At 60.5% G+C, this 18,930-nt stretch carries 17 protein-coding genes, 1 pseudogene and 1 riboswitch; of the genes and pseudogenes, 6 read left to right on the top strand and 12 right to left on the bottom strand.

Annotated elements, in window-relative coordinates:
- Nucleotides 1-6: 6 nt before the first annotated feature.
- A complete protein-coding gene (locus tag AC07OF_RS10225; protein WP_157192779.1) occupies nucleotides 7-759 on the bottom strand; it encodes a 2OG-Fe dioxygenase family protein in 753 nt (250 codons plus the stop codon).
- Between the two features lie 343 nt (nucleotides 760-1,102).
- Nucleotides 1,103-1,315: riboswitch (cobalamin riboswitch) on the top strand.
- 95 nt (nucleotides 1,316-1,410) lie between these two features.
- Here AC07OF_RS10225 and cobW point away from each other — a divergent pair.
- The 4 genes from cobW to AC07OF_RS10205 all read left to right on the top strand — a co-directional run bounded on the left by cobW (nucleotide 1,411) and on the right by AC07OF_RS10205 (nucleotide 7,914).
- A complete protein-coding gene (gene cobW, locus AC07OF_RS10220) occupies nucleotides 1,411-2,478 on the top strand; it encodes a cobalamin biosynthesis protein CobW (protein WP_038616639.1) in 1,068 nt (355 codons plus the stop codon).
- Nucleotides 2,479-2,481: 3 nt separating this feature from the next.
- Nucleotides 2,482-6,243: a cobaltochelatase subunit CobN gene (gene cobN, locus AC07OF_RS10215; protein WP_495072842.1), complete on the top strand. Its 3,762-nt coding sequence runs from the start codon at nucleotides 2,482-2,484 to the stop codon at nucleotides 6,241-6,243.
- A gap of 1 nt (nucleotide 6,244) precedes the next feature.
- Nucleotides 6,245-7,249, top strand: a complete 1,005-nt coding sequence (locus AC07OF_RS10210; protein ID WP_495072841.1) for a magnesium chelatase ATPase subunit I — start codon at nucleotides 6,245-6,247, stop codon at nucleotides 7,247-7,249.
- A gap of 98 nt (nucleotides 7,250-7,347) precedes the next feature.
- Nucleotides 7,348-7,914 (top strand): vWA domain-containing protein, encoded by a 567-nt coding sequence (locus tag AC07OF_RS10205; RefSeq protein WP_495072840.1) that lies wholly within the window; start codon nucleotides 7,348-7,350, stop codon nucleotides 7,912-7,914.
- Between the two features lie 134 nt (nucleotides 7,915-8,048).
- Here the strand turns inward: AC07OF_RS10205 and AC07OF_RS10200 are convergent, their stop codons facing one another.
- Complete coding sequence (locus AC07OF_RS10200; RefSeq protein ID WP_038611268.1) at nucleotides 8,049-8,315, bottom strand: DUF1652 domain-containing protein; 267 nt, start codon at nucleotides 8,313-8,315, stop codon at nucleotides 8,049-8,051.
- A 313-nt stretch (nucleotides 8,316-8,628) separates the two neighbouring features.
- On the opposite strand from AC07OF_RS10200, the gene AC07OF_RS10195 reads away from it, so the two are divergent.
- Complete coding sequence (locus AC07OF_RS10195) at nucleotides 8,629-9,954, top strand: sigma-54 dependent transcriptional regulator (protein ID WP_157192775.1); 1,326 nt, start codon at nucleotides 8,629-8,631, stop codon at nucleotides 9,952-9,954.
- A gap of 60 nt (nucleotides 9,955-10,014) precedes the next feature.
- On the opposite strand, the gene fapF is transcribed toward AC07OF_RS10195, so the two are convergent.
- The 6 genes from fapF to fapA all read right to left on the bottom strand — a co-directional run bounded on the left by fapF (nucleotide 10,015) and on the right by fapA (nucleotide 15,467).
- A complete protein-coding gene (gene fapF, locus AC07OF_RS10190) occupies nucleotides 10,015-11,295 on the bottom strand; it encodes a fibril amyloid transporter FapF (protein WP_157192774.1) in 1,281 nt (426 codons plus the stop codon).
- Nucleotides 11,296-11,342: 47 nt separating this feature from the next.
- Nucleotides 11,343-12,089 (bottom strand): fibril amyloid subunit FapE, encoded by a 747-nt coding sequence (gene fapE, locus AC07OF_RS10185; protein WP_157192773.1) that lies wholly within the window; start codon nucleotides 12,087-12,089, stop codon nucleotides 11,343-11,345.
- A 45-nt stretch (nucleotides 12,090-12,134) separates the two neighbouring features.
- Nucleotides 12,135-12,815, bottom strand: a complete 681-nt coding sequence (gene fapD / locus AC07OF_RS10180; protein ID WP_157192772.1) for a fibril amyloid maturation endopeptidase FapD — start codon at nucleotides 12,813-12,815, stop codon at nucleotides 12,135-12,137.
- A 64-nt stretch (nucleotides 12,816-12,879) separates the two neighbouring features.
- The gene (fapC, locus tag AC07OF_RS10175; RefSeq protein WP_157192771.1) at nucleotides 12,880-14,424 is read right to left on the bottom strand and encodes an amyloid-like fimbrin subunit FapC; all 1,545 of its coding nucleotides are present in this window, start codon (nucleotides 14,422-14,424) and stop codon (nucleotides 12,880-12,882) included.
- A gap of 52 nt (nucleotides 14,425-14,476) precedes the next feature.
- On the bottom strand, nucleotides 14,477-15,049 hold the full coding sequence (gene fapB, locus AC07OF_RS10170) for a fibril amyloid subunit FapB (RefSeq protein WP_157192770.1): 573 nt from the start codon (nucleotides 15,047-15,049) through the stop codon (nucleotides 14,477-14,479).
- Between the two features lies 1 nt (nucleotide 15,050).
- A complete protein-coding gene (fapA, locus tag AC07OF_RS10165) occupies nucleotides 15,051-15,467 on the bottom strand; it encodes a functional amyloid chaperone FapA (RefSeq protein WP_408635426.1) in 417 nt (138 codons plus the stop codon).
- Here fapA and AC07OF_RS10160 point away from each other — a divergent pair.
- Nucleotides 15,466-15,762: a hypothetical protein gene (locus tag AC07OF_RS10160; RefSeq protein ID WP_157192768.1), complete on the top strand. Its 297-nt coding sequence runs from the start codon at nucleotides 15,466-15,468 to the stop codon at nucleotides 15,760-15,762. The two genes, fapA and AC07OF_RS10160, sit on opposite strands and share 2 nt — an antisense overlap.
- 22 nt (nucleotides 15,763-15,784) lie before the next feature.
- Here AC07OF_RS10160 and AC07OF_RS10155 read toward each other — a convergent pair whose 3' ends face one another.
- The 4 genes and pseudogenes from AC07OF_RS10155 to AC07OF_RS10140 form a co-directional block, all read right to left on the bottom strand.
- Nucleotides 15,785-16,336: an AAA family ATPase gene (locus tag AC07OF_RS10155; protein ID WP_495072839.1), complete on the bottom strand. Its 552-nt coding sequence runs from the start codon at nucleotides 16,334-16,336 to the stop codon at nucleotides 15,785-15,787.
- Nucleotides 16,333-16,899 (bottom strand): nicotinamide riboside transporter PnuC, encoded by a 567-nt coding sequence (gene pnuC, locus AC07OF_RS10150; RefSeq protein ID WP_495072838.1) that lies wholly within the window; start codon nucleotides 16,897-16,899, stop codon nucleotides 16,333-16,335. The genes AC07OF_RS10155 and pnuC overlap by 4 nt, the downstream gene beginning before the upstream one ends.
- Nucleotides 16,900-17,069: 170 nt before the next feature.
- On the bottom strand, nucleotides 17,070-17,804 hold the full coding sequence (locus AC07OF_RS10145) for a methyl-accepting chemotaxis protein (protein ID WP_408635425.1): 735 nt from the start codon (nucleotides 17,802-17,804) through the stop codon (nucleotides 17,070-17,072).
- 123 nt (nucleotides 17,805-17,927) lie between these two features.
- Nucleotides 17,928-18,614, bottom strand: a pseudogene (locus AC07OF_RS10140) (cache domain-containing protein); the annotation flags it as partial.
- Between the last annotated feature and the right edge of the window lie 316 nt (nucleotides 18,615-18,930).

The following is an 18,930-nucleotide window of genomic DNA, read 5'->3' as shown; positions in this document are numbered from 1 at the left end:
GATTCATTAGTGCTCCGTCAAGTCGAAGTCAATAATCAACATGTCACGAGTGCCTGGATTTGAACTGGTATGAGGCTTTTGCAACGGAGAAACTTCGTGCAGAAGTGTCCGGTCATTCAAAACGATGGTTTCCATGTAATCTGTCAGGGTTGCACTGAATACGGTTTCGCCATTTTCGTGAAACACCCGACTTTCTCCGCCAATGACTAACTGGCGTTGAATCAGGTGTTGAAAGACAAAGTCATGCCCGTCGCGGTGTCGGCCTTCGGGTGTGGCCTGGCCCGCATTGTGCTCATCGCACAGGATCCGGAACTGGTGGCAGGTGACCAGCCAGTCGCGATGGCCGACGGTCAGATCCAGGAGCGCCAGGTCGGCTGCCAGTAGCGTTTGCAGCACGGGCGAGCCGATAAAGGACGTTTCGCTGCGCGCATAGGTGCGCTGAATGCCACCCAGCAGCGGGTTATGGGCCTGGGTCTGAAAGAAGTGGCAGTTTTCGAGCGTCTTCCAGCGCCTGTCCCGCTGGCGGTACTCGAACTTGCAGATGCAACGCTCGCGAGTGCCGTTGCCGACGCTCAGATAGCTGTCCGGCTGCAGGTTGTTCCAGGTTGCATTGAATGCGTGACACGCTTCGTTACCCAGTTGAGCAACCAGAAACGCTGGATAATGAGCGCTGCTGGCGTAGTGGTGGCTATTTAGTGATTCGGAAAGTTCATACAGCGTGCTTTCGTCCGAATACCGTATTGCAGTACTGGAACTCATGCTGCGAACACGCTTTTGGCGTTTGAGGAAAAAGCTCGCAGCGGACTTTGATGGTGGCCGATCATGCAAGAGTTCCTTTCTGGTGTGGTTGACTCTTCCTGTTGTTGGCTCATGGTTCATTTGTTGTTTTTATTTATCAATTCGGTTTTTGTAAGAAGATGTAAGTTTGCGGGTTAAGGTCGCTATTCTGTGACTGTTGAGCAGGTGTTGTTATGGGGTGTTAAATTGTAGGAGGTAACTTACAAGTAGAATTTTAAATAATGAGTGTCTGCGGAAAATGCATGAGTAAACAATGTCGCTACAACGATAATGCGACAAACATTGACCCGCCTCCCAAGCATGCGTAGCCTTGCGCTTTCGAGGTTCTTCGGCGCGTGCCGAAGCTAAGAAGGGAACGCGGTTCAAGCCGCGGCTGCCCCCGCAACTGTGAACGGTGATGTTTACTGCCACGCCACTGCCAGCGCTGTCGAAGGCGCTAGCGGGAAGGCGCAGCGAATGCCAGGCCCAAGGCCTGAACACCGTCAGCCAGGAGACCTGCCTCGAACAGTTTCCGACATAAACCGGGCGGGGTGATCCGGTGGCGAACGCGCCCAGGTAGTGATACCTGTGGCTCTCGTCCCGCATGCCCGCCATCCTGCCAAGGGCATCGACATGAAAACACTGGCCAAACTCCCCGTCACCATCGTTACCGGCTTCCTCGGCTCGGGCAAAACCACGCTGCTGCGGCATATGCTCGACAACGCTCAGGGGCGGCGCATCGCGGTGATCGTCAACGAGTTCGGCGAGCTGGGCATCGACGGCGAGATCCTCAAGCAATGCAGCATCGGTTGCACTGAAGAAGAGGCCAGCGGCCGCGTCTATGAACTGGCCAACGGCTGCCTGTGCTGCACCGTGCAGGAAGAGTTCTTCCCGGTGATGCGTGAGCTGGTTGCCCGTCGCGGCGATCTCGATCATATCCTCATCGAAACCAGCGGCCTGGCCCTGCCCAAGCCACTGGTGCAAGCCTTCCAGTGGCCAGAGATCCGCAACGCCTGCACGGTTGACGCGGTGATCACCGTGGTTGACAGCCCGGCCGTGGCCGCAGGCACCTTTGCCGCCTACCCGGACCAGGTCGATGCCCAGCGCAAACTCGACCCGAACCTGGATCACGAGTCGCCGCTGCACGAACTGTTCGCCGACCAGTTGGCCAGTGCCGACCTGGTGGTGTTGAACAAGGCTGACCTGATCGCCGCCGATGACCTGGCCAAGGTCCGCGCCGAAGTGCAGGAAGAGCTGCCGCCAGCGGTCAAGGTGATCGAAGCCAGCAGCGGCCGTCTGCCACTGGAAGTGCTGCTGGGCCTGGGCGCTGAATCGGAAGCGCATATCGATGGCCGGCGTACTCACCACGACTCGCACCATGACGGCGATGACCACGACGATCATGACCACGATGCCTTCGACTCGATCTCCATCGAGCTGCCGGAAGCCGACGAAAGCCTGCTGCTCGACGCCCTGACCCAACTGGTGGTGCAGCACGGCATCCTGCGGGTCAAAGGCTTTGCGGCGATCCCCGGCAAGCCGATGCGTTTGCTGATTCAGGGCGTGGGCACCCGCTTCGACAAACACTTCGACCGCGCCTGGCGCAGTGAAGAGCCGCGCACCACGCGCCTGGTGCTGATCGGCCAGGAACTGGATGCGGCCCAACTGGAAGCGGGCCTGCGCGCCGCCTTGAGCGTCTGATCCATGCACCTGCTGCGGACCCAGCCCGGTGGTTTTGTACCGGACGACAGTATTGCCGATCTCGGCCAGACTCCGGCCGAACTGGTCATTCTCTGCAGCGGTGACTCACACCTGGCGCTGCTGGCCGAAACCGCCCAGCAGCTGCCCGAGGATTTCCCCAGCCTGCGTCTGGCCAACCCGATGCAGGTGCAGAACCATGCCTCGGTCGACCTGTATGTCGACGAGGTATTACGCTACGCCAAGGTGATTCTGGTGTCGCTGCACGGTGGCGTCGGCTATTGGCGCTACGGTGTCGAGCAACTGCTGGAGCTGGCGGCCCGTGGCGTGCAGCTGATCCTGGTGCCGGGTGATGATCGCCCCGACCCGGAACTTACCAGCCTGAGTACCGTGTCGGCAGAGCAGGCCGAGCGGCTCTGGCACTTCTTGCGCCAGGGCGGCAAGGCCAATGCCCTGAACCTGTTCAATTGCCTGGCCAGCCAGTGGCTGCAGCGCGATTACCCCTGGAGCGAGCCGCAACAGCTGCCACGCACGGCGGTGTATCACCCGCGCAAAGCCAGTGCCGATCTGGCTGACTGGTTTTCCGCGTGGCAGGTCGAACAGCCGGTGGTGCCGATCCTGTTCTATCGCTCGCACCTGCAGGCGGCCAACACTGCCTTTATCGATACCTTCTGCGAGCGCTTGCAACTGGCCGGGCTCAATCCTTTGCCGATTGCAGTGGCCAGCCTTAAAGAGGCCGGTTGCCTGAGTCAGGTCGAAGACTGGCTCGATCAGGTCGACGCCGCATTGATCATCAATACCACCGGCTTTGCCCAGTCCAGCCCCGAGCAGCCGCACTTGCGCCCGTTTCGCCGGGATATTCCGGTGCTGCAGGCGATCTGCGCCCAGGACAACGAGCCGGGCTGGCAGGCCAGCGAGCAAGGCCTGGGCGCCCGCGACCTGGCCATGCACATCGTCTTGCCGGAGCTGGACGGGCGCATCATTACCCGGCCGATCAGCTTCAAGGACCTGGCCTGGCGCAGCGAGCGCAGCCAGTCGGATGTAGTCTGTTATCGCCCGCATGCCGAGCGCATGGACTTTGTCGCTGAACTGGCGCGGCGCTGGTGCGCGCTGGCGCAGTTGCCCAATCAGGACAAGCGCGTCGCCCTGATCCTGGCCAACTACCCGACCCGTGACGGGCGCATCGGCAACGGCGTCGGTCTGGACACGCCAGCGGCAGCCTTGAACATCCTTCGCGCCCTGCAAGCCCAAGGCTATCCGCTGAGCGCCTTGCCCGACAGCGGCACGGCGCTGATCCAGGCACTGCTCGGCGGCGTCAGCAACGATCTGGACAGCCTGGACCAGCGCCCCTGCCTGCAAAGCATGGCGCTGGAAGACTATCGTGCCGCCTTTGCCGCCTTGCCCCAGGCCAATCAGGACGCCGTGCGCGAGCGTTGGGGCGAGCCGGAGCAGGACCCGATGTTCCGCAGCGGGCGGATGATGGTCGCCGGTCTGCGCTTTGGCCTGACCTTTGTCGGCATCCAGCCGGCCCGTGGCTATCAACTGGATCAGAGCGCGGTGTACCACGATCCCGATCTGGTGCCGCCGCACGGCTACCTGGCGTTCTATTTCTGGCTGCGCCACGGCTTTGCCGCCGACGCCTTGATCCATGTCGGCAAGCACGGCAACCTCGAGTGGCTGCCGGGCAAGGGCGTCGGCTTGTCCGCCAGTTGCTGGCCGGACGCGTTGCTCGGGCCGCTGCCCAATATCTATCCGTTCATCGTCAACGACCCGGGTGAGGGCGCCCAGGCCAAGCGTCGGACCCAGGCGGTGATTATCGATCATCTGATGCCGCCGCTGACCCGCGCTGAAACCTACGGGCCGTTGCGTCACCTTGAAGCACTGGCTGACGAATATTACGAAGCGCAATTGCTCGATCCACGTCGAGCCCGCGAGTTGCAGCGGGATATTCTCGAGCTGGTGCGCGACAACCATATTGACCGCGAGCTGCAACTGGAAGGCGCACTGGACGATGCTGCCGTGTGGTTGCCGCGTCTGGACACCTACTTGTGCGACCTCAAGGAATCGCAGATCCGCGATGGCCTGCATGTATTTGGCGAGTCGCCGAGCGGGCGCTTGCGCATCGATACCTTGCTGGCACTGTTGCGGGTCGAGCGTGGTGATGGCCGCGGTGCCAATGCCAGTCTGCTGCGGGCCCTGGCCAGAGCGCTGGCGCTGGGGTTCGATCCACTCGATTGCGACCTTGGCGAGCCCTGGAACGGCCCGCGTCCGGTGCTGTTGCAGGCGCAGGATGAGGCGCTGTGGCGTACCACGGGAGATACCCGTGAACGCCTTGAACTGCTCGCCGCCCATTACATTGCACACACGCTGGCTGGTAGCGCTCAGGTGCCGCAGGAGTCGCAGTGGTCAGACGTGCGCGCCGTGCTCGAGGCGCTGCAGCAAACCGTGGCGCCGCAACTGGATGCCTGTGGCCCGGCTGAACTGCAAGGGCTGCTGGCCGCCTTGCAAGGCCGCTTCGTTCCGGCCGGCCCCAGTGGCGCCCCCAGTCGCGGGCGCCTTGATGTGCTGCCGACCGGGCGCAACTTCTATACCGTCGATGTGCGTAACCTGCCGACCACCACGGCGTGGCGTATCGGTTTTGCCTCGGCCAACCTGATACTCGAACGTCACCTGCAGGACCACGGCGATCACTTGCGCCAGCTCGGCCTGTCGGTGTGGGGCACGGCGACCATGCGTACCGGCGGCGACGATATCGCCCAGGCCATGGCCCTGCTCGGCGTGCGCCCGGTATGGGCCAGCGGCAGCCAGCGGGTCGACGACTTCGAGATCCTGCCGTTGAGCCTGCTGGATCGGCCACGGGTGGATGTGACCTTGCGTGTGTCGGGGTTCTTCCGCGATGCCTTCGGCAACCTCATCAAGCTGTTCGATGCGGCGGTGCAGGCGGTGGCCGCGCTGGACGAACCTGATGACCTCAACCCGCTCGCCGCCAGGGTGCGCAGCGAGCGTGCCGAATTCGAGCGTCAGGGCATGAGCCAGGAGCAGGCGGCGCGGCAGGCCGGCTGGCGGATTTTCGGCGCCAAGCCCGGGGCCTATGGCGCCGGCGTGCAGAACGCAATCGACGGGCACTTGTGGCACGAGCGCAAGGACCTCGCCGAGGTTTACCTCAACCACGGCGGTTATGCCTACGGCGCCGCAGATGAAGGCACACCGGCGCGCGCCGACTTTGCCCGGCGCTTGAGCCAGGTGCAGGCGGTGATTCAGAACCAGGATAATCACGAGCACGACTTGCTCGATTCCAACGATTATTACCAGTTTCAAGGTGGCATGCTGGCGGCGGTGGAAAGCCTGGGCGGCAAGCCAGCGGCGAGCTACCACGGTGACCACAGTCAGCCGGACCGCCCGCGTATCCGCACCTTGAAAGAAGAGCTCAACCGGGTAATCCGCGCCCGTGCGCTCAATCCGAAATGGATAGACGGGGTCAAGCGTCACGGCTACAAAGGTGCCTTCGAGCTGGCGGCCACCGTCGATAACCTGTTCGCCTTCGATGCCACCACGCACCTGATTGACGATCACCATTACCAGTCGCTGGCCGAGGCCTATGTGCTTGACGCGGCGACCCGTGACTTTATCCGTCAGCACAACCCCCAGGCCTTGCGCGACATCACCGAACGCCTGCTCGAAGCCCAGCAGCGTGGCCTGTGGGAGCAACCGGGGGACTACCGAGAGGCCCTCGAAGAGCAATTGCTGGACGGTGAAGAAGAGACTTGAGATGACTGAACCTGCACATTTTCCGCTGTCTGCGGTGGTCGGCGCCGAAGCGTTGAAGCTCGCGCTGTGCCTGACCGCCATCGATCCGAAAATCGGTGGCGTATTGATCGAAGGCCCGCGCGGTATGGCCAAGAGTACGCTGGCTCGCGGCCTGGCCGATCTGCTCGGTGAAGGGCCGTTCGTGACCTTGCCATTGGGCGCCAGTGAAGAGCGCCTGATCGGTACGCTTGACCTGGACGCCGCGCTGGCCCAGGGCAAGGCGCAGTTCTCTCCAGGCGTACTGGCCAAGGCCGATGGTGGTGTGCTGTATGTCGATGAGGTCAACCTGCTGGCCGATCACCTGGTCGACCTGCTGCTGGACGTTGCGGCCAGCGGTACCAACCGGGTCGAGCGCGATGGCATCTCCCACCGCCACAGTGCACGGTTCGTGCTGATCGGCACAATGAACCCGGAAGAGGGCGAACTGCGCCCGCAGTTGCTCGATCGCTTTGGTCTGAACGTCGCCCTCGACGGCCAACCGGCGCCCGAGGCCCGTGGGCAGATTATCCGCCGGCGGCTGGACTTCGACGCCGACCCTGAGGCTTTTTGCCTGCAGTGGGCCGAAGCGCAAGCGCAATTGCGCGCCCGTTGTCAGGCCGCCCGTGAGCAGTTGACGCAGATTGCCCTGGACGATCAGGCCCTGGCGCAGATCACCGAGCGCTGCTTTGCTGCCGGGGTCGATGGCTTGCGCGCCGACCTGGTGTGGCTGCGCGCCGCCCGCGCGCATACCGCCTGGCGCGGTGCCGGGCAGATCGAGGCAGAGGATATAGAGGCAGTGGCCGAGTTTGCCTTGCGCCATCGCCGTCGCGAGGCGCCACAACCGCCAGTGCACAGCCCGGCACCGGAACCTCAAGGTGGCCACGGCTCGAACACCCGGCAAGGGCAGGGCGCCTGGGGCGAAATGCCGCCGCAAGCGACAGCGACCGGTGCCCGCCGTGAGGTGCCGAACTGGGCAAAAAAGCCCTGAGCATCCGTCGCCCCCGGACGGCGGATGCCAAACCCCGCCAGGGTGCGATCAAGCAAGGACCACGCGGGCGTGTCCGCGAGGCAGCACAGGGCACAACCGTGGCCTGGCCGGCTACCTTGCTCAAAGGCCGTCCGCGTCAACGCCGTGACCTGTGCTGGCAGCAACGCACGGCCAGTGCTCATGAGCTGTGGTTGGTGATTGTCGATGCTTCGGCCTCGACCCGGCGGTATCAGGCCTTGAGCCAGGCCAAGGGCCTGCTGGCCGGATTGTTCGATCAGGCTTACCGGCAACGTGCGCGCCTGACCCTGCTCACTGCCAGTGGCCATGCGCCACGCTGGCAGCGCCATGGCCTGAAAGCCTCGGCGGCTTTGCAGCCTTGGCTCGACAGCCTCGGTGCAGGGGGCGGGACGCCCTTGCTGGCCGCTTTGGAGCAGGCGCGGCACTGGCTACAGGCACGCCAGCGTCAGTATCCGCATGAACAGCAGCACTGCCTGGTGCTGACCGACGGTCGGCTTAACGCCTGGGAGCCGTTGCAACCGTTGCCATGCCCGAGCCTGTTAGTGGATATCGAGCGTTCGCCAGTGCGTTTGGGACGCGCGCGTTTATTGGCGCAGCAGTTACAGGCCGACTACCGGTCGATTGAAAGTTTCAAGGTGCTTGGATAAATAAGGCGCGTACAGAAACTGTACGGAAGTGTCGCTGCGACTTGATGTCGCAGTATAACTTTTGAAACAGTTAACTTGCTTGCCGCGCATCATGAAGATGCGCGGCCATCATAGTAAGCAGGTACCGCTGATACTTACTTCGGCATCGACCAGGGTTGCAGGTGGCAACCTTGTTTTTGCAACTCGGCGCGCATCTCTTCAATCAGGCTGGCCAGTTGGTCGGGGTCGGAATAGGTGCTGCACGGCACCTGCTTGCCACCAATGCGGGTGCTGGTCCGGTCGATCACTGCCAGGCTCAGTTCACCTGTACCGTTAGGCGAATCCCAGGCAACACACTGGAAGGGTTCGAAGGCGTGGTCGGCAATCAGCAGTGCTTCGTTGACACGGAGCGGGGCGTTCATGGGTTCGGTCTCTCTGTGGGCCCAAACAAGATAATAAACAACCGCATTAGCGGTGAGTTACTTGTACTGATGCACGCAGTACAGGGTTGAGTCACACGTATTTTGAAGTTTTTTTGATTGAGTGCAAAAAAAGCGCTGACAAGTGCCGGGTGAGACGCTGAAAGTTCAAGGAAATTCCCTGGCGCGCCCAAGTCTTGACACTTTGCGGACAGACGGTAGTGGGCGTTTGACGCATCGTTGCTACTGTTACAGACGGGCCCGCCAACTTGCTGTTTCTACATAAATTTCCAACAATTGGCGCCAAGGAAAGGTCATGCTTGAACCTGCATCCAACCGCCGCCTGCTGATCGTCGATCCTTGCGATGATTGTCACCGTTTGTTGCCTGGCCTGCGTAATGTTGGCTGGGACGTTCACAGTTGTACCTTGTCTTCGGCCCCGGAACATCCTTGTGATGTCGGCCTGCTTCGCCTGCAGGCCATGCACCTGCAGCGCCCGGATGCGGTCAAAGACCTCATCAGCCGCAGCAATACCGAATGGATTGCGGTGCTCAGCCCCGAAGAACTGCGCATGCAGAATGTCGGTGACTTTGTCTGCGAATGGTTTTTCGATTTCCATACCCTGCCGTTCGATGTCTCGCGGGTGCAGGTCACCATTGGCCGGGCCTTCGGTATGGCGCGCCTGCGTGGCAAGGGCAACGTTCATGCAGCTGAACTTGCGCACGAGTTGCTGGGTGACAGCCGTCCGATTCGCGAGTTGCGCAAACTGCTCAGCAAACTGGCGCCCACCGAGTCGCCGGTGCTGATTCGTGGCGAGAGTGGCACAGGCAAGGAGCTGGTGGCGCGAACCCTGCACCGCCAGTCACAGCGCCATGACAAACCTTTTGTGCCGATCAACTGCGGGGCGATTCCGGAGCACCTGATACAGTCCGAGCTGTTCGGTCATGAAAAGGGCGCGTTTACCGGGGCGCACCAGCGCAAGATAGGCCGCATCGAAGCTGCCAACGGCGGCACCCTGTTTCTCGACGAAATTGGTGACCTGCCACTGGAGTTGCAGGCCAACCTGCTGCGTTTCCTCCAGGAAAAACACATTGAACGGGTCGGCGGCGGCCAGCCGATCAGCGTCGATGTGCGGGTACTGGCGGCAACCCACGTCGACCTGGAAAACGCTATCGCCCGCGGGCGCTTTCGTGAGGACCTGTATTACCGGCTCAATGTCCTGCAAGTGGTCACTGCGCCATTGCGTGACCGGCATGGCGACCTGTCGATGCTGGCCAACCACTTTGCCCATTTCTACAGCCTGGAAACCGGACGACGCCCGCGCAGTTTCAGCGAGGACGCCCTGGTGGCGATGGGCAAACACGACTGGCCAGGCAATGTGCGCGAACTGGCCAACCGCGTCAGGCGTGGCCTGGTGCTGGCCGAAGGCCGGCAGATCGAGGCGCAGGATCTGGGGTTGCTCAGCCAGCATGCTTTCACCTCGAGCATGGGTACCCTCGAGGATTACAAACATCGGGCCGAGCACCAGGCGTTATGCGATGTGCTCAATCGGCACAGCGATAACCTGAGTATTGCCGCCAAAGTACTCGGGATTTCCCGGCCTACCTTCTACCGCTTGCTGCATAAGCATCAGATTCGCTGAGCAGCACCGGCCCACAATGCATCAAGCCCGCCGAAGCGGGCTTTTTCATGGGCGCCAACATCAGAAGTAGTACGGAAACTTCAGGCTGAAGGAGAAGTCTGGCGAGTCTTCGGTCAGGCCAATGGCGAGGTTCGGGACGATTGTCAGGTTGTCGGTGGCGGCAAGGGTCATGCCGATGTTGAAGTTCGCCGAGTTGTAGTCGCTGTTGGTGATCGACTGCCAGTCGCCACCATCGGGCTTGATTTTGCTTTTGCTGGCAAATTGGTCGGTGAACGAAAACGACATACTCATTTTCTCGTTCAAGGCAAATGCAATACCGGCTCCGACCTGCCAGGAGTTGCCGAGTTTTACGTCGCCCGGCACTTTGCTGTTGACCGTGGGGCTGATGTCGCTGAACGAATCTTCCATGTTGTAGGTGTACGACAGACTGCCGAACAGCACGGCCGGGTCAAAGGTCTTGACCAGCGATATACCCGGCGTGATCGCCCAGACACCGTTACCGGTTGGTAGATCTTCAGGTACCGACAGGTTGTCGTTGCTGGGGTCATTGACCAGCTTGATGCCATAGGGGTCATCACCGGTCGGGGCCTTGACCCGCAACGTGACGACTGCGTCAGGCAGGTTCTCCGATTCATCGAGGAATTTGTAGGCGACACCGACGTTGATATCGCCGATGGTCGGGTCGCGGGTGACGGTAGCGTCGGAGGTCACCGGGCCGGCGCCACCAGCGCCACCAGAGGAGTAGGTGGATTGACGGTAGACCACCGGGACGTTGATATCGAACTGCCAGCGTTGGTCAAGGTTGTAGCGGGCCGTCAGGTCCAGGGTCCAGTTATCGGCCTTGATCCGGTCGAGGTTGATGTTACCGAGGAAGATCGAATCCAGGGCCAGGAAGCCGTTGAGTACCAAGGCACGGGTATCGTAGTGGGTATAGGTCAGGCCGGTTTCGACGCTGAACTTGCCGCCACCGAAGAAGCCGCTGGCTTCGTCATACAGGTTGGAAACGCTTTGTGCCGGTTCCGAATCTTCTTTCAGCGATTGGCCGTAGGAACTGCCGGTGGTTCCTGGCGCGCCTGCGGCCACTGTCTGGCCGCCCCTGACGGTTTCGGCGGGGGATTTGGTCAGGCGTTTGGGAGCCGGTGTCACGGGTGTTTCTTCGACCTGGCGCACACGCTGCTCAAGTACCATCAGCGCTTGTTGTTGTGCTTCGTAACGCTGTTTCAACTCCATGAGTTCTTGTTTTAATGCTTCGACCTGAGGGTCCGGGGCTGCGTAGAGCAATGTCGCCGGGGTCAGGCTACTCAAACAGACGATAGCTCTGAACGTTAACGATCGGTGCATGGGGTTAGCCGTCCCTTCTGACTACATTTGATGAGACTGAGCGTAGATCAGAATCCGAGAGTGCGAATTCCTTTGAGCTGGTCCAGGCTGCCGTTCAGCGACTCGGCTGTCGGCACGTTGTCACGCAGCACGACATTGAGGGAGGTGAGGTTTCTGACCTGATTGCCGCCGCCGAGCAACGTCGTGTTCTGCATCAGCCCACCCTGGGCCAGGCGTTGCACAGTGCTGCCCTGGTTGTTGTTGGCCATGATGTTCAGTTGTACACCAGTACCGGTCGAGGAAACGCTCAGCGAGCCTGCACCATTGGCGCCGACTAACGTCGAACCTGCGGCCAGTGCCTCGCCCCGTTGTTGTGTAGCTGGCGCCTGGTTGGCCTTGGTGACGTTTATATCCACGGCATTGTAGGCAGTGTTGTTGTCGCCAGCGGCCCGCACCACTTGTGTGACGCCTTCGGTGCTGTTGAGACCGCTGCCACCGGTGACAGTGCCGGTGCCGGGTGTTTGCGAACGCGCCGTGCCGCTGCCTTTTTCGTCGATCATCGACACATAGAACTGGGGCTTGATGGTCGATTGTTGAATCTGCATCGAGGAGGTTGCCCCGATCACTTCACCATTGGCATTTTGCCAGGTGCTGGTCATGACAACGCCGAAACTGATGATCCGCCCCGGCATGACATAGCGGCCGCGCAGGTTCGCCAGTTCCTGATCCTTAAGTTCGATGGGTTTGAAAGTCTGGGCCTGGCTTGGCAGGCTGGCGGCCAGACAAACCACGACTAGCCAGATTGGAGTCTTCATTGGATGCTCCTGGAGCCTCGTGCTCCTTTATCATTAGAAGAGTCATTAGAAGAAGTCGCTTTGGATGAAGCCGAAATCCATCAACTCTGTGTCTTGCACTGGGCTGAAGCCGTTGATGCGGTTCTTGGCGGTCAGCGGCATGGGGGGATCGAGCAGGGCATTGGTTTTGTCGTAACCCTTGCCGATAACGGCGAAGATGATGCCGTTCCAGCCTTTGATAAAGTCGTCGACTTTGTAGCGTTTATGACCGAGCACTGGATCACCGACGTACGCCCAGCCTTTGTCGACGCGTTGCAAGACCACAAAATGTTTGTAGCCACGCACGTCCATCAGTACCACCACCGGAATGCGGATACTGTGCAAGGTCTCGGGGGCCACCCGGTAACCGCGGGCACGCATGCCCAGGCTTTCCACGTAACGCTTCATGTCGAGCATGGAGAAGCCCTGAACCCGTACAAGGTCCTGATCGGCGTGTGCCAGCATGCCTTCGATGATCTGTTCTTCATTCACGTCCAGCCAGTAGGCCTGACGCAATATCGTTGCCAGCGACGCAGCGCCGCAACTGAAGTCGGTTTTCTGTTGCACCAGGTCGGCGAACTTGCGCTCACGTACACTCTGGATCGGCTTGAATATCACCGCACCACCCGGTAACACGGCAAGTGGCATCTGGGCCGCTTCACTCTGGCTGGCCAGGCAAAGCAAAAACGCCAAGGCGATGATGCGCATAGTTGGACGCCTTCTGGTTCGGTTGAGAAAAGGCCCCCCGAAGGGGGCCTCCAGGCCACAACAATCAGAACGATTGGTTGGAGATGGCCAGCGAGTTGCTTTGTTGGTTGCCGACACCGGCAGCCACGTTGACGCCGAGGTTGCCGCTGTTGCCATTCACCGAACCATTGAGGGTTGCAGTGTTGGTCACAGGGTTAGCCCAGCCAGTTGGGGTCAGCACCTGGAACGAGATGCTGTTGCTCAGCTCAAACGAGTCGGCTTCGCTGTAGCTTTTCGAAATGCTGTCCGAAGACTCGGAAGCAGATTCTTTGGCTTTTTCATACGAGGCGGAGGCCGATTTTTCGAACGAAGATTCGAAAGACTTGTCCCACGCCGATTCGCGCGACTTGTCGTAGGCAGACTCGCGCGATTTGTCGTACGAAGACTCGCGAGACTTGTCGAACGAGACGTCCAGCGACCGATCAAACGAAGAGTCGCGGGTCCTGTCGTACGAAGAGTTCGACGAGGATTCGTGCGATTTATCGATTGATGCATCCAGGCTTGCAGTAAGAGAAGCGTCCGCACTCCGGCTGCGGGTGAACTCGTTATCGTTGAAGGTACGGGTAGAGGACTGGTTGGCTTCTACAGAAGCGTCCAGCGAAGCGCTCAGCGTGGTGTTCGAGCTAGAGCTGTGATCGCGGCTGTTGGTGCCACTTGCAGACGAGCTGTTAGTACCACTGGCAGACGCGCTGAGAGAAGCGCTGGAAGACGAGCTGTTGGAGCCGCTGGCCGACGAGCTGTTGGAACCACTGGCAGATGAGCTTTTGGATCCGCTGGCATTCCAGCTGTTGGAACCACTGGCATCAGCGCTCCACGAGCCGCTTTCGCTTGAGCTCGCAGAAGAGCTCTTATCTATGCTTGCGTCAAAGGTCCCTTCACGGGAGGACGACCCGCTCTTGGTGGTGGTGAACGTCAGTGTATCGATACGATAGGTCCGATCGGCACTGTTGACCACTTCCAGGCCAGGGCCGTTCTGGTTGGCAGAGGCGGTGGCGGTTGCGTTACCCAGCGGAGCATTGGTGTTGGCAATTGCCATGGTGTTTTTCTGCTGGTTGAGGTCGCCACCAGCAATGTTGATGCCCATGTTGCCGCTACCTTCGCTACCCGATCCGTTCATTACCGCAGAGTTCTGGGTGCCGAAGTTGTAGACCTTGTTGTTGTTGCTGTACTGGTTGACTCTGGCGGTAGCTTCGGATGTGCCGAACACGAAGCTGTTGTCGATGGCACTGGAGTCAGCGCCGGCGTTGGCGATGGCGGCCGCGTTGTCTTGCTGGTTGCCTGCACCGGCAGCCACGTTGACGCCGACGTTGCCGCTGGTGCCGGAAGCGGACTCGTTCATTTCGGCTTCGTTGATAGTACCTTCGTTACGGATTTTGTTACCGGTGCTGGTTTGCCTGTCGTGCGCATTGGCAGTGGCGTCGACATAGAACGCTTTTGGAGGAGGGGTGTGGTTGCTGCCACCGTGATGGTGGCCATTGCCACGTCGATCATTTTGATCAGCTTGTACAGCAACAGCCATGACCGCAGCAATTGCGAAAACCAGAGGCTTGAGTGCCATCGAGGGTTTCATGGTGATTCTCCGTACTTTATTTTAGGTTAAGTGTTGTTCTTACCTGTTTGGGTCAGTCCACGACCCGTACGCTCAGGGTGTTGGCCATTCGGTTTCCCACCCCGGCGCTCTGATTCAACTGAATCACCCCACGGCTACCGGTGAATGCCTGGTCACTGGTAGTGACCTGGCGATGGCCGGGTGCAGAGTCAGTTGGATCGGAGCCATTGATCAGCGTCACGTTCTGTTGCATGAGGACGCTGTCGTCGAGACTTTGCGGCTGAGTACTGAGGCTGATACGCAGTGCGTTGGCTTGCTGGTTGCTGGTGCCGGTGCTCTGGTTGACGCCCAGCGCACCATTGCCGTTGCTGAAGGCGTCGCCCTGGATGCTGGAGTGGGCATCGATGGCGGGGTCGACACGGGTGCGCAGGCGTTGGCGAACCTCGGTGGTCGCGCTGGCGCCATGGCCAACGGCGAAGGCCCGCACGTTGACCTGTTGCTGTAGATCACCGGCAGCCTGGTTGACGCTGAGGTTGCCCTGGTACTGCTTGCCGGAGCTGTCGATGGTGGCGTTGTCGATCACTGGGGATTGGGCGAAGGCCGGTGCACTGCAAAAGGTGGCCAGAATCAGCAGCGAGTGCCTCATCTCACTTGCCTCCTGTCAGGATTTGCAGGGGTGCCAGGCCTTTCTGGACACTTGAGTTGACCATGTTGGAGATGCCGTTGCCGCCGCCTGTGGAACGTCCACCGGCGAGATTGGGCAATTGAGTCTGGTTGCTGATATGACCGCCCAGGTTGTTGGTCTGTTGCGTGACCAGTGAGCTAATGCCTGCGCCGCTGCTGATGCCGGCGAAATCACCATCGCTCAATTCGTTTGTTTGCTTGAGGATATGGGCGGATGGGTTGGTGTTGACGGTGACCGGGTTAGGATCGGGAACCAGCGGTGCGCGGATTGCCATGCGCGGCTGCACATCTCGGGTAATGACGACGATCCCGTTCTCGGCCTGAACAGGCAGGCTGAAGCTTGATCCCAGCGCGCACCCGAGCAGCAGGATGCGATACATGCCTTTATTGAATTTCTCCACGGCGGCAATTCCTTCTTCTGTGTGCTGGCGCTTTTCAGCGTTGCGTGGAAGACAGCAGAAGGTGTGCCGGTTTTTGTTATTGATTAGGAATCAACAGGTTGAAGGCGTAATCGGCGCGCGTCGGAATTTTGCTGTATCAATCATGAGACACAAGCTTGCCAATCGCTCGCTTGGCAGGCCGCTGGCTGCGCCGGAAGGGTTTTTCGTGGGTTGTATCAGCGGATTAACACCACCACCGATTTTGGGGGATGTCGCGCAAATACGGGGCATTTGACCCAGTGGGGTGTATCAGTGCTCTAACACTCGGTGGCGCATGCCGGGGGTTTGCCACTGAGTAAATGCTGCACGGCATTGAGGGCTGCCGCGCTGCGCTGGGCCCAGTCACCGCCAATGACCTGCACAGGCTGGCGATTGCGCTGCAGCCAATCGAGGCTGTCAGCAAAAAATCCCTGACGTTGTTCCAGGGCGGGTTGGCAGCGCTGACCATCGCCGACCCAGCTGACACCGGCAGGGTCGAGCAGCAAGTGTAGGTCATAGCGGCGCGCAAGCAGGGCCTGTTCTATCCAGGCCGGGCAATCACCGAACAGTACCCGGCTCCAGAGCAGGTTGCTCAACAGGTGTGTGTCGAGGATCAACAGCTCGGGCTGGCGGGCACGGGCGGCGTCTTCCCAGGCCAGCTGGCCGCGAGCGATTGCCGGAATATCGGCATAACAGGTGTCGCGGCGCTGTTCGTCGATAAAGTGACGAACATACTCACTGACCAGTTCCCCACCGAAGTGGGCCTGGATTTCATGGCTCAACCAGCTCTTGCCGCTGGACTCGGGACCACTCAGGACCAGGACCTTCATGCGTTGACCAGCGCCGGATCGCGGCGCCATTCACGCCAGCCCTGCACGGCGATCAAGGTGAACAGGGCATAGAGTGCTGCAGTCAGGTAGAGCGCTTTGTAGAGGAACAGGCCGACGAAAATCACGTCCAGCACGATCCATAGCGGCCAGCACTGCACGCGCTTCTGTGCCATCCACAACTGCGCGACCAGGCTGAAAGCGGTCAGCGCCGCATCCAGCCAAGGTTGCGCGGCATCGGTCCAGCTGGCCATGGCTGCGCCCAGCGCCAGACTGCCCAGCAACCCCAGGCCGAGGCCGAACAGCACCGCCTGGGTATCCAGTTGGGTTACCTGACGGGCTTCGCGCTGGCTGTCCGGGCGCGTCCATTGCCACCAGCCATAGAGCTGCAGCACGGCATAGACCAGTTGCAGGAGCATGTCCGAGTACAGGCGCACTTCAAAGAAGATCCAGCTGTAGAGCAGCACCATCACCAGACCGATAGGCCAGCACCAGGGGTTCTGTTTGGTCGTGAGCCACACGGCGATAACGCCGAGCACGGCGGCGAACAGTTCGAGGCCGGACATCGGCGTTCCTTGGCAGGTTCGGGAAGAGGGCGGGGATTGTACCTTGTGGCACGGCAGATGCCACAGCTCTGGCAGTGAGAGGGGACTTACGGTGGGAGCCGGCTTGCCCCGCGATGCGATGTACCTGACAGATCGCAATCGCGGGGCAAGCCCGCTCCCACTGGTTTGCATTACACCCGGAACTGCCCCAGCAACCGGTCCAGCTGCTCACGCAACTGGTTCAGCGCCACCCCGGCGCTGCTCGACTGCTGCGCCGCTGTTGCGGTCTGGCGCGACAGGTCAGCAGTTTCAGTGACGTTGCGGTTGATCTCTTCGACCACATGCGACTGCTGCAGGGTGGCACTGGCAATCGAGGCGTTGAGGGCGGTGAGGTTGTGCAGGGCCTGGCTGATAGCATCCAGACTGACACCTGCCTCATTGGCCTGTTCGATGGTCTGGCGTGAAGCCGTGCTGCTGGCATCGATAGCCTTGACCGCCGCCTCCGACTGCCCCTGCAAATGCTCGATCATGCTCTGGATTTCGGCTGTCGACTGCTGGGTGCGCTGGGCCAGCAGGCGTACTTCATCGGCTACCACGGCAAAGCCACGGCCTTGTTCGCCGGCGCGGGCTGCCTCGATGGCCGCGTTCAGGGCCAGCAAATTGGTCTGTTCGGCAATCGAACGAATCACCTCCAGGACGCTGCCGATCCGGGTGCTCTGGCTTGCCAGGGTCTGGATCACCCTGACCGCTTCATCAATGGTGCCTGACAGCTGATCGATCTGCTGCAGGCTGCCATGGATACTTTGCTGGCCCTGTTCGGCACGGTGCTGGGCGTCGCGCATTTCGTTGGAGGCCTGTTCTGCATTCCTGGCGACATCCTGCACGGCGTAGGTCACTTCATTGATTGCAGTGGCTACTTGCTCCATCTGCGCAGACTGCTGTTCGCTGTGCTGTTGAGCCTGGTTGGCGTTGCTGCCGACATCCACAGCCGATTGCCCCAAGGCATGCGCTGCGCCCTGCAGTTGGCCGATCACCCCCTGCAACTTGCCGGTAAAGCGGTTGAAGTGTTCGCCCAGCTGGGTCACTTCATCGCGGCCATGGGTGTCCAGCCGGCGGGTCAGGTCGCTCTCGCCGCTGGCGATCATGGCCATGGCGTCCACCGCTTCCTGCAAAGGACGAGCGATGCTGCGGGCAATCAGCAGCACCAGCAGGGTCATGACCAGGGCAATGCCAAGCCCCAGCAGCGAGGCATCGCGCAACTGGCGCATGAATTCGCTTTGCATGTCATCGATATAGATCCCCGAGCCAATCACCCAGCCCCAAGGTTTGAACAACTGGATGTAGGAAGTTTTCTCGACCGGCTCGCTGGCGCCGGGCTTGGGCCAGCGGTAGTCGATGCTGCCAGCCCCGCGGGCTTTGGCCAGCGCGGCCATTTCGTTGAAAACGGCAAAGCCGTCCGGATCACGGATCGCGGAGAGGTCCTGGCCATCGAGTTTGGGGTTGGTCGGATGCATGATCATCCTCGGCCCCAGGTCGTTGATCCAGAAGTAGTCGTTCTGGTCGTAGCGCAAGCTGCGCACGGCGCTCAAGGCTTGCTGCTGGGCAGCTTCGCGGGTCAGGGTGCCGGCCGCCTCGAGGCCTTGATAGTAGGCCAGTACGCCCGCGGCGGTTTCTACCACATGTTGGGTCTTTTCGGCCTTGGCCTGATACAGGTCGCCGTGGATCTGCCTGAGCATCAGCAAGCCCAAGGTCAGCAACATCACCACGGCCAGTACCAGAATCAGCCACAAGCGGCGGCTGATAGACATATTTCGTAGAGTCTTCATGCAACGGTCACCCCGGATTCTTTTTATTGTCTAGCGCATCCCAGCATGCTTTTTGCCAACCACCTACTCGACCAAGGACTAAGTGCCTTGTCCAGCAAGGTGTGTAGTGCCAACCAGCAGCGTTTATACAAGAGGTCTGATAGGATTTCGGCCCGGTCGGGACATTCCTGAAGGGTGACTGAACTTTTCTGTCGACTGCGCCACCAACTGTCGCGGTAAAACCACC

The sequence above is a fragment of the Pseudomonas sp. GW821-FHT10B02 genome (genome assembly GCF_059415665.1).
The sequence above is the reverse complement of the archived record's forward strand: the minus strand, read 5'-3'. Positions and strand labels throughout refer to the sequence as shown.

Excerpts from the sequence above, each read along its gene's own strand:
- AC07OF_RS10225 (WP_157192779.1), bottom strand. The coding sequence starts at position 759 with ATGAGTTCCAGTACTGCAATACGGTATTCGGACGAAAGCACGCTGTAT.
- cobW (WP_038616639.1), top strand. The coding sequence starts at position 1,411 with ATGAAAACACTGGCCAAACTCCCCGTCACCATCGTTACCGGCTTCCTC.
- cobN (WP_495072842.1), top strand. The coding sequence starts at position 2,482 with ATGCACCTGCTGCGGACCCAGCCCGGTGGTTTTGTACCGGACGACAGT.
- AC07OF_RS10210 (WP_495072841.1), top strand. The coding sequence starts at position 6,245 with ATGACTGAACCTGCACATTTTCCGCTGTCTGCGGTGGTCGGCGCCGAA.
- AC07OF_RS10200 (WP_038611268.1), bottom strand. The coding sequence starts at position 8,315 with ATGAACGCCCCGCTCCGTGTCAACGAAGCACTGCTGATTGCCGACCAC.
- AC07OF_RS10195 (WP_157192775.1), top strand. The coding sequence starts at position 8,629 with ATGCTTGAACCTGCATCCAACCGCCGCCTGCTGATCGTCGATCCTTGC.
- fapF (WP_157192774.1), bottom strand. The coding sequence starts at position 11,295 with ATGCACCGATCGTTAACGTTCAGAGCTATCGTCTGTTTGAGTAGCCTG.
- fapE (WP_157192773.1), bottom strand. The coding sequence starts at position 12,089 with ATGAAGACTCCAATCTGGCTAGTCGTGGTTTGTCTGGCCGCCAGCCTG.
- fapD (WP_157192772.1), bottom strand. The coding sequence starts at position 12,815 with ATGCGCATCATCGCCTTGGCGTTTTTGCTTTGCCTGGCCAGCCAGAGT.
- fapC (WP_157192771.1), bottom strand. The coding sequence starts at position 14,424 with ATGAAACCCTCGATGGCACTCAAGCCTCTGGTTTTCGCAATTGCTGCG.
- fapB (WP_157192770.1), bottom strand. The coding sequence starts at position 15,049 with ATGAGGCACTCGCTGCTGATTCTGGCCACCTTTTGCAGTGCACCGGCC.
- AC07OF_RS10160 (WP_157192768.1), top strand. The coding sequence starts at position 15,466 with ATGCCTTTATTGAATTTCTCCACGGCGGCAATTCCTTCTTCTGTGTGC.
- fapA (WP_408635426.1), bottom strand. The coding sequence starts at position 15,467 with ATGTATCGCATCCTGCTGCTCGGGTGCGCGCTGGGATCAAGCTTCAGC.
- AC07OF_RS10155 (WP_495072839.1), bottom strand. The coding sequence starts at position 16,336 with ATGAAGGTCCTGGTCCTGAGTGGTCCCGAGTCCAGCGGCAAGAGCTGG.
- pnuC (WP_495072838.1), bottom strand. The coding sequence starts at position 16,899 with ATGTCCGGCCTCGAACTGTTCGCCGCCGTGCTCGGCGTTATCGCCGTG.
- AC07OF_RS10145 (WP_408635425.1), bottom strand. The coding sequence starts at position 17,804 with ATGGAGCAAGTAGCCACTGCAATCAATGAAGTGACCTACGCCGTGCAG.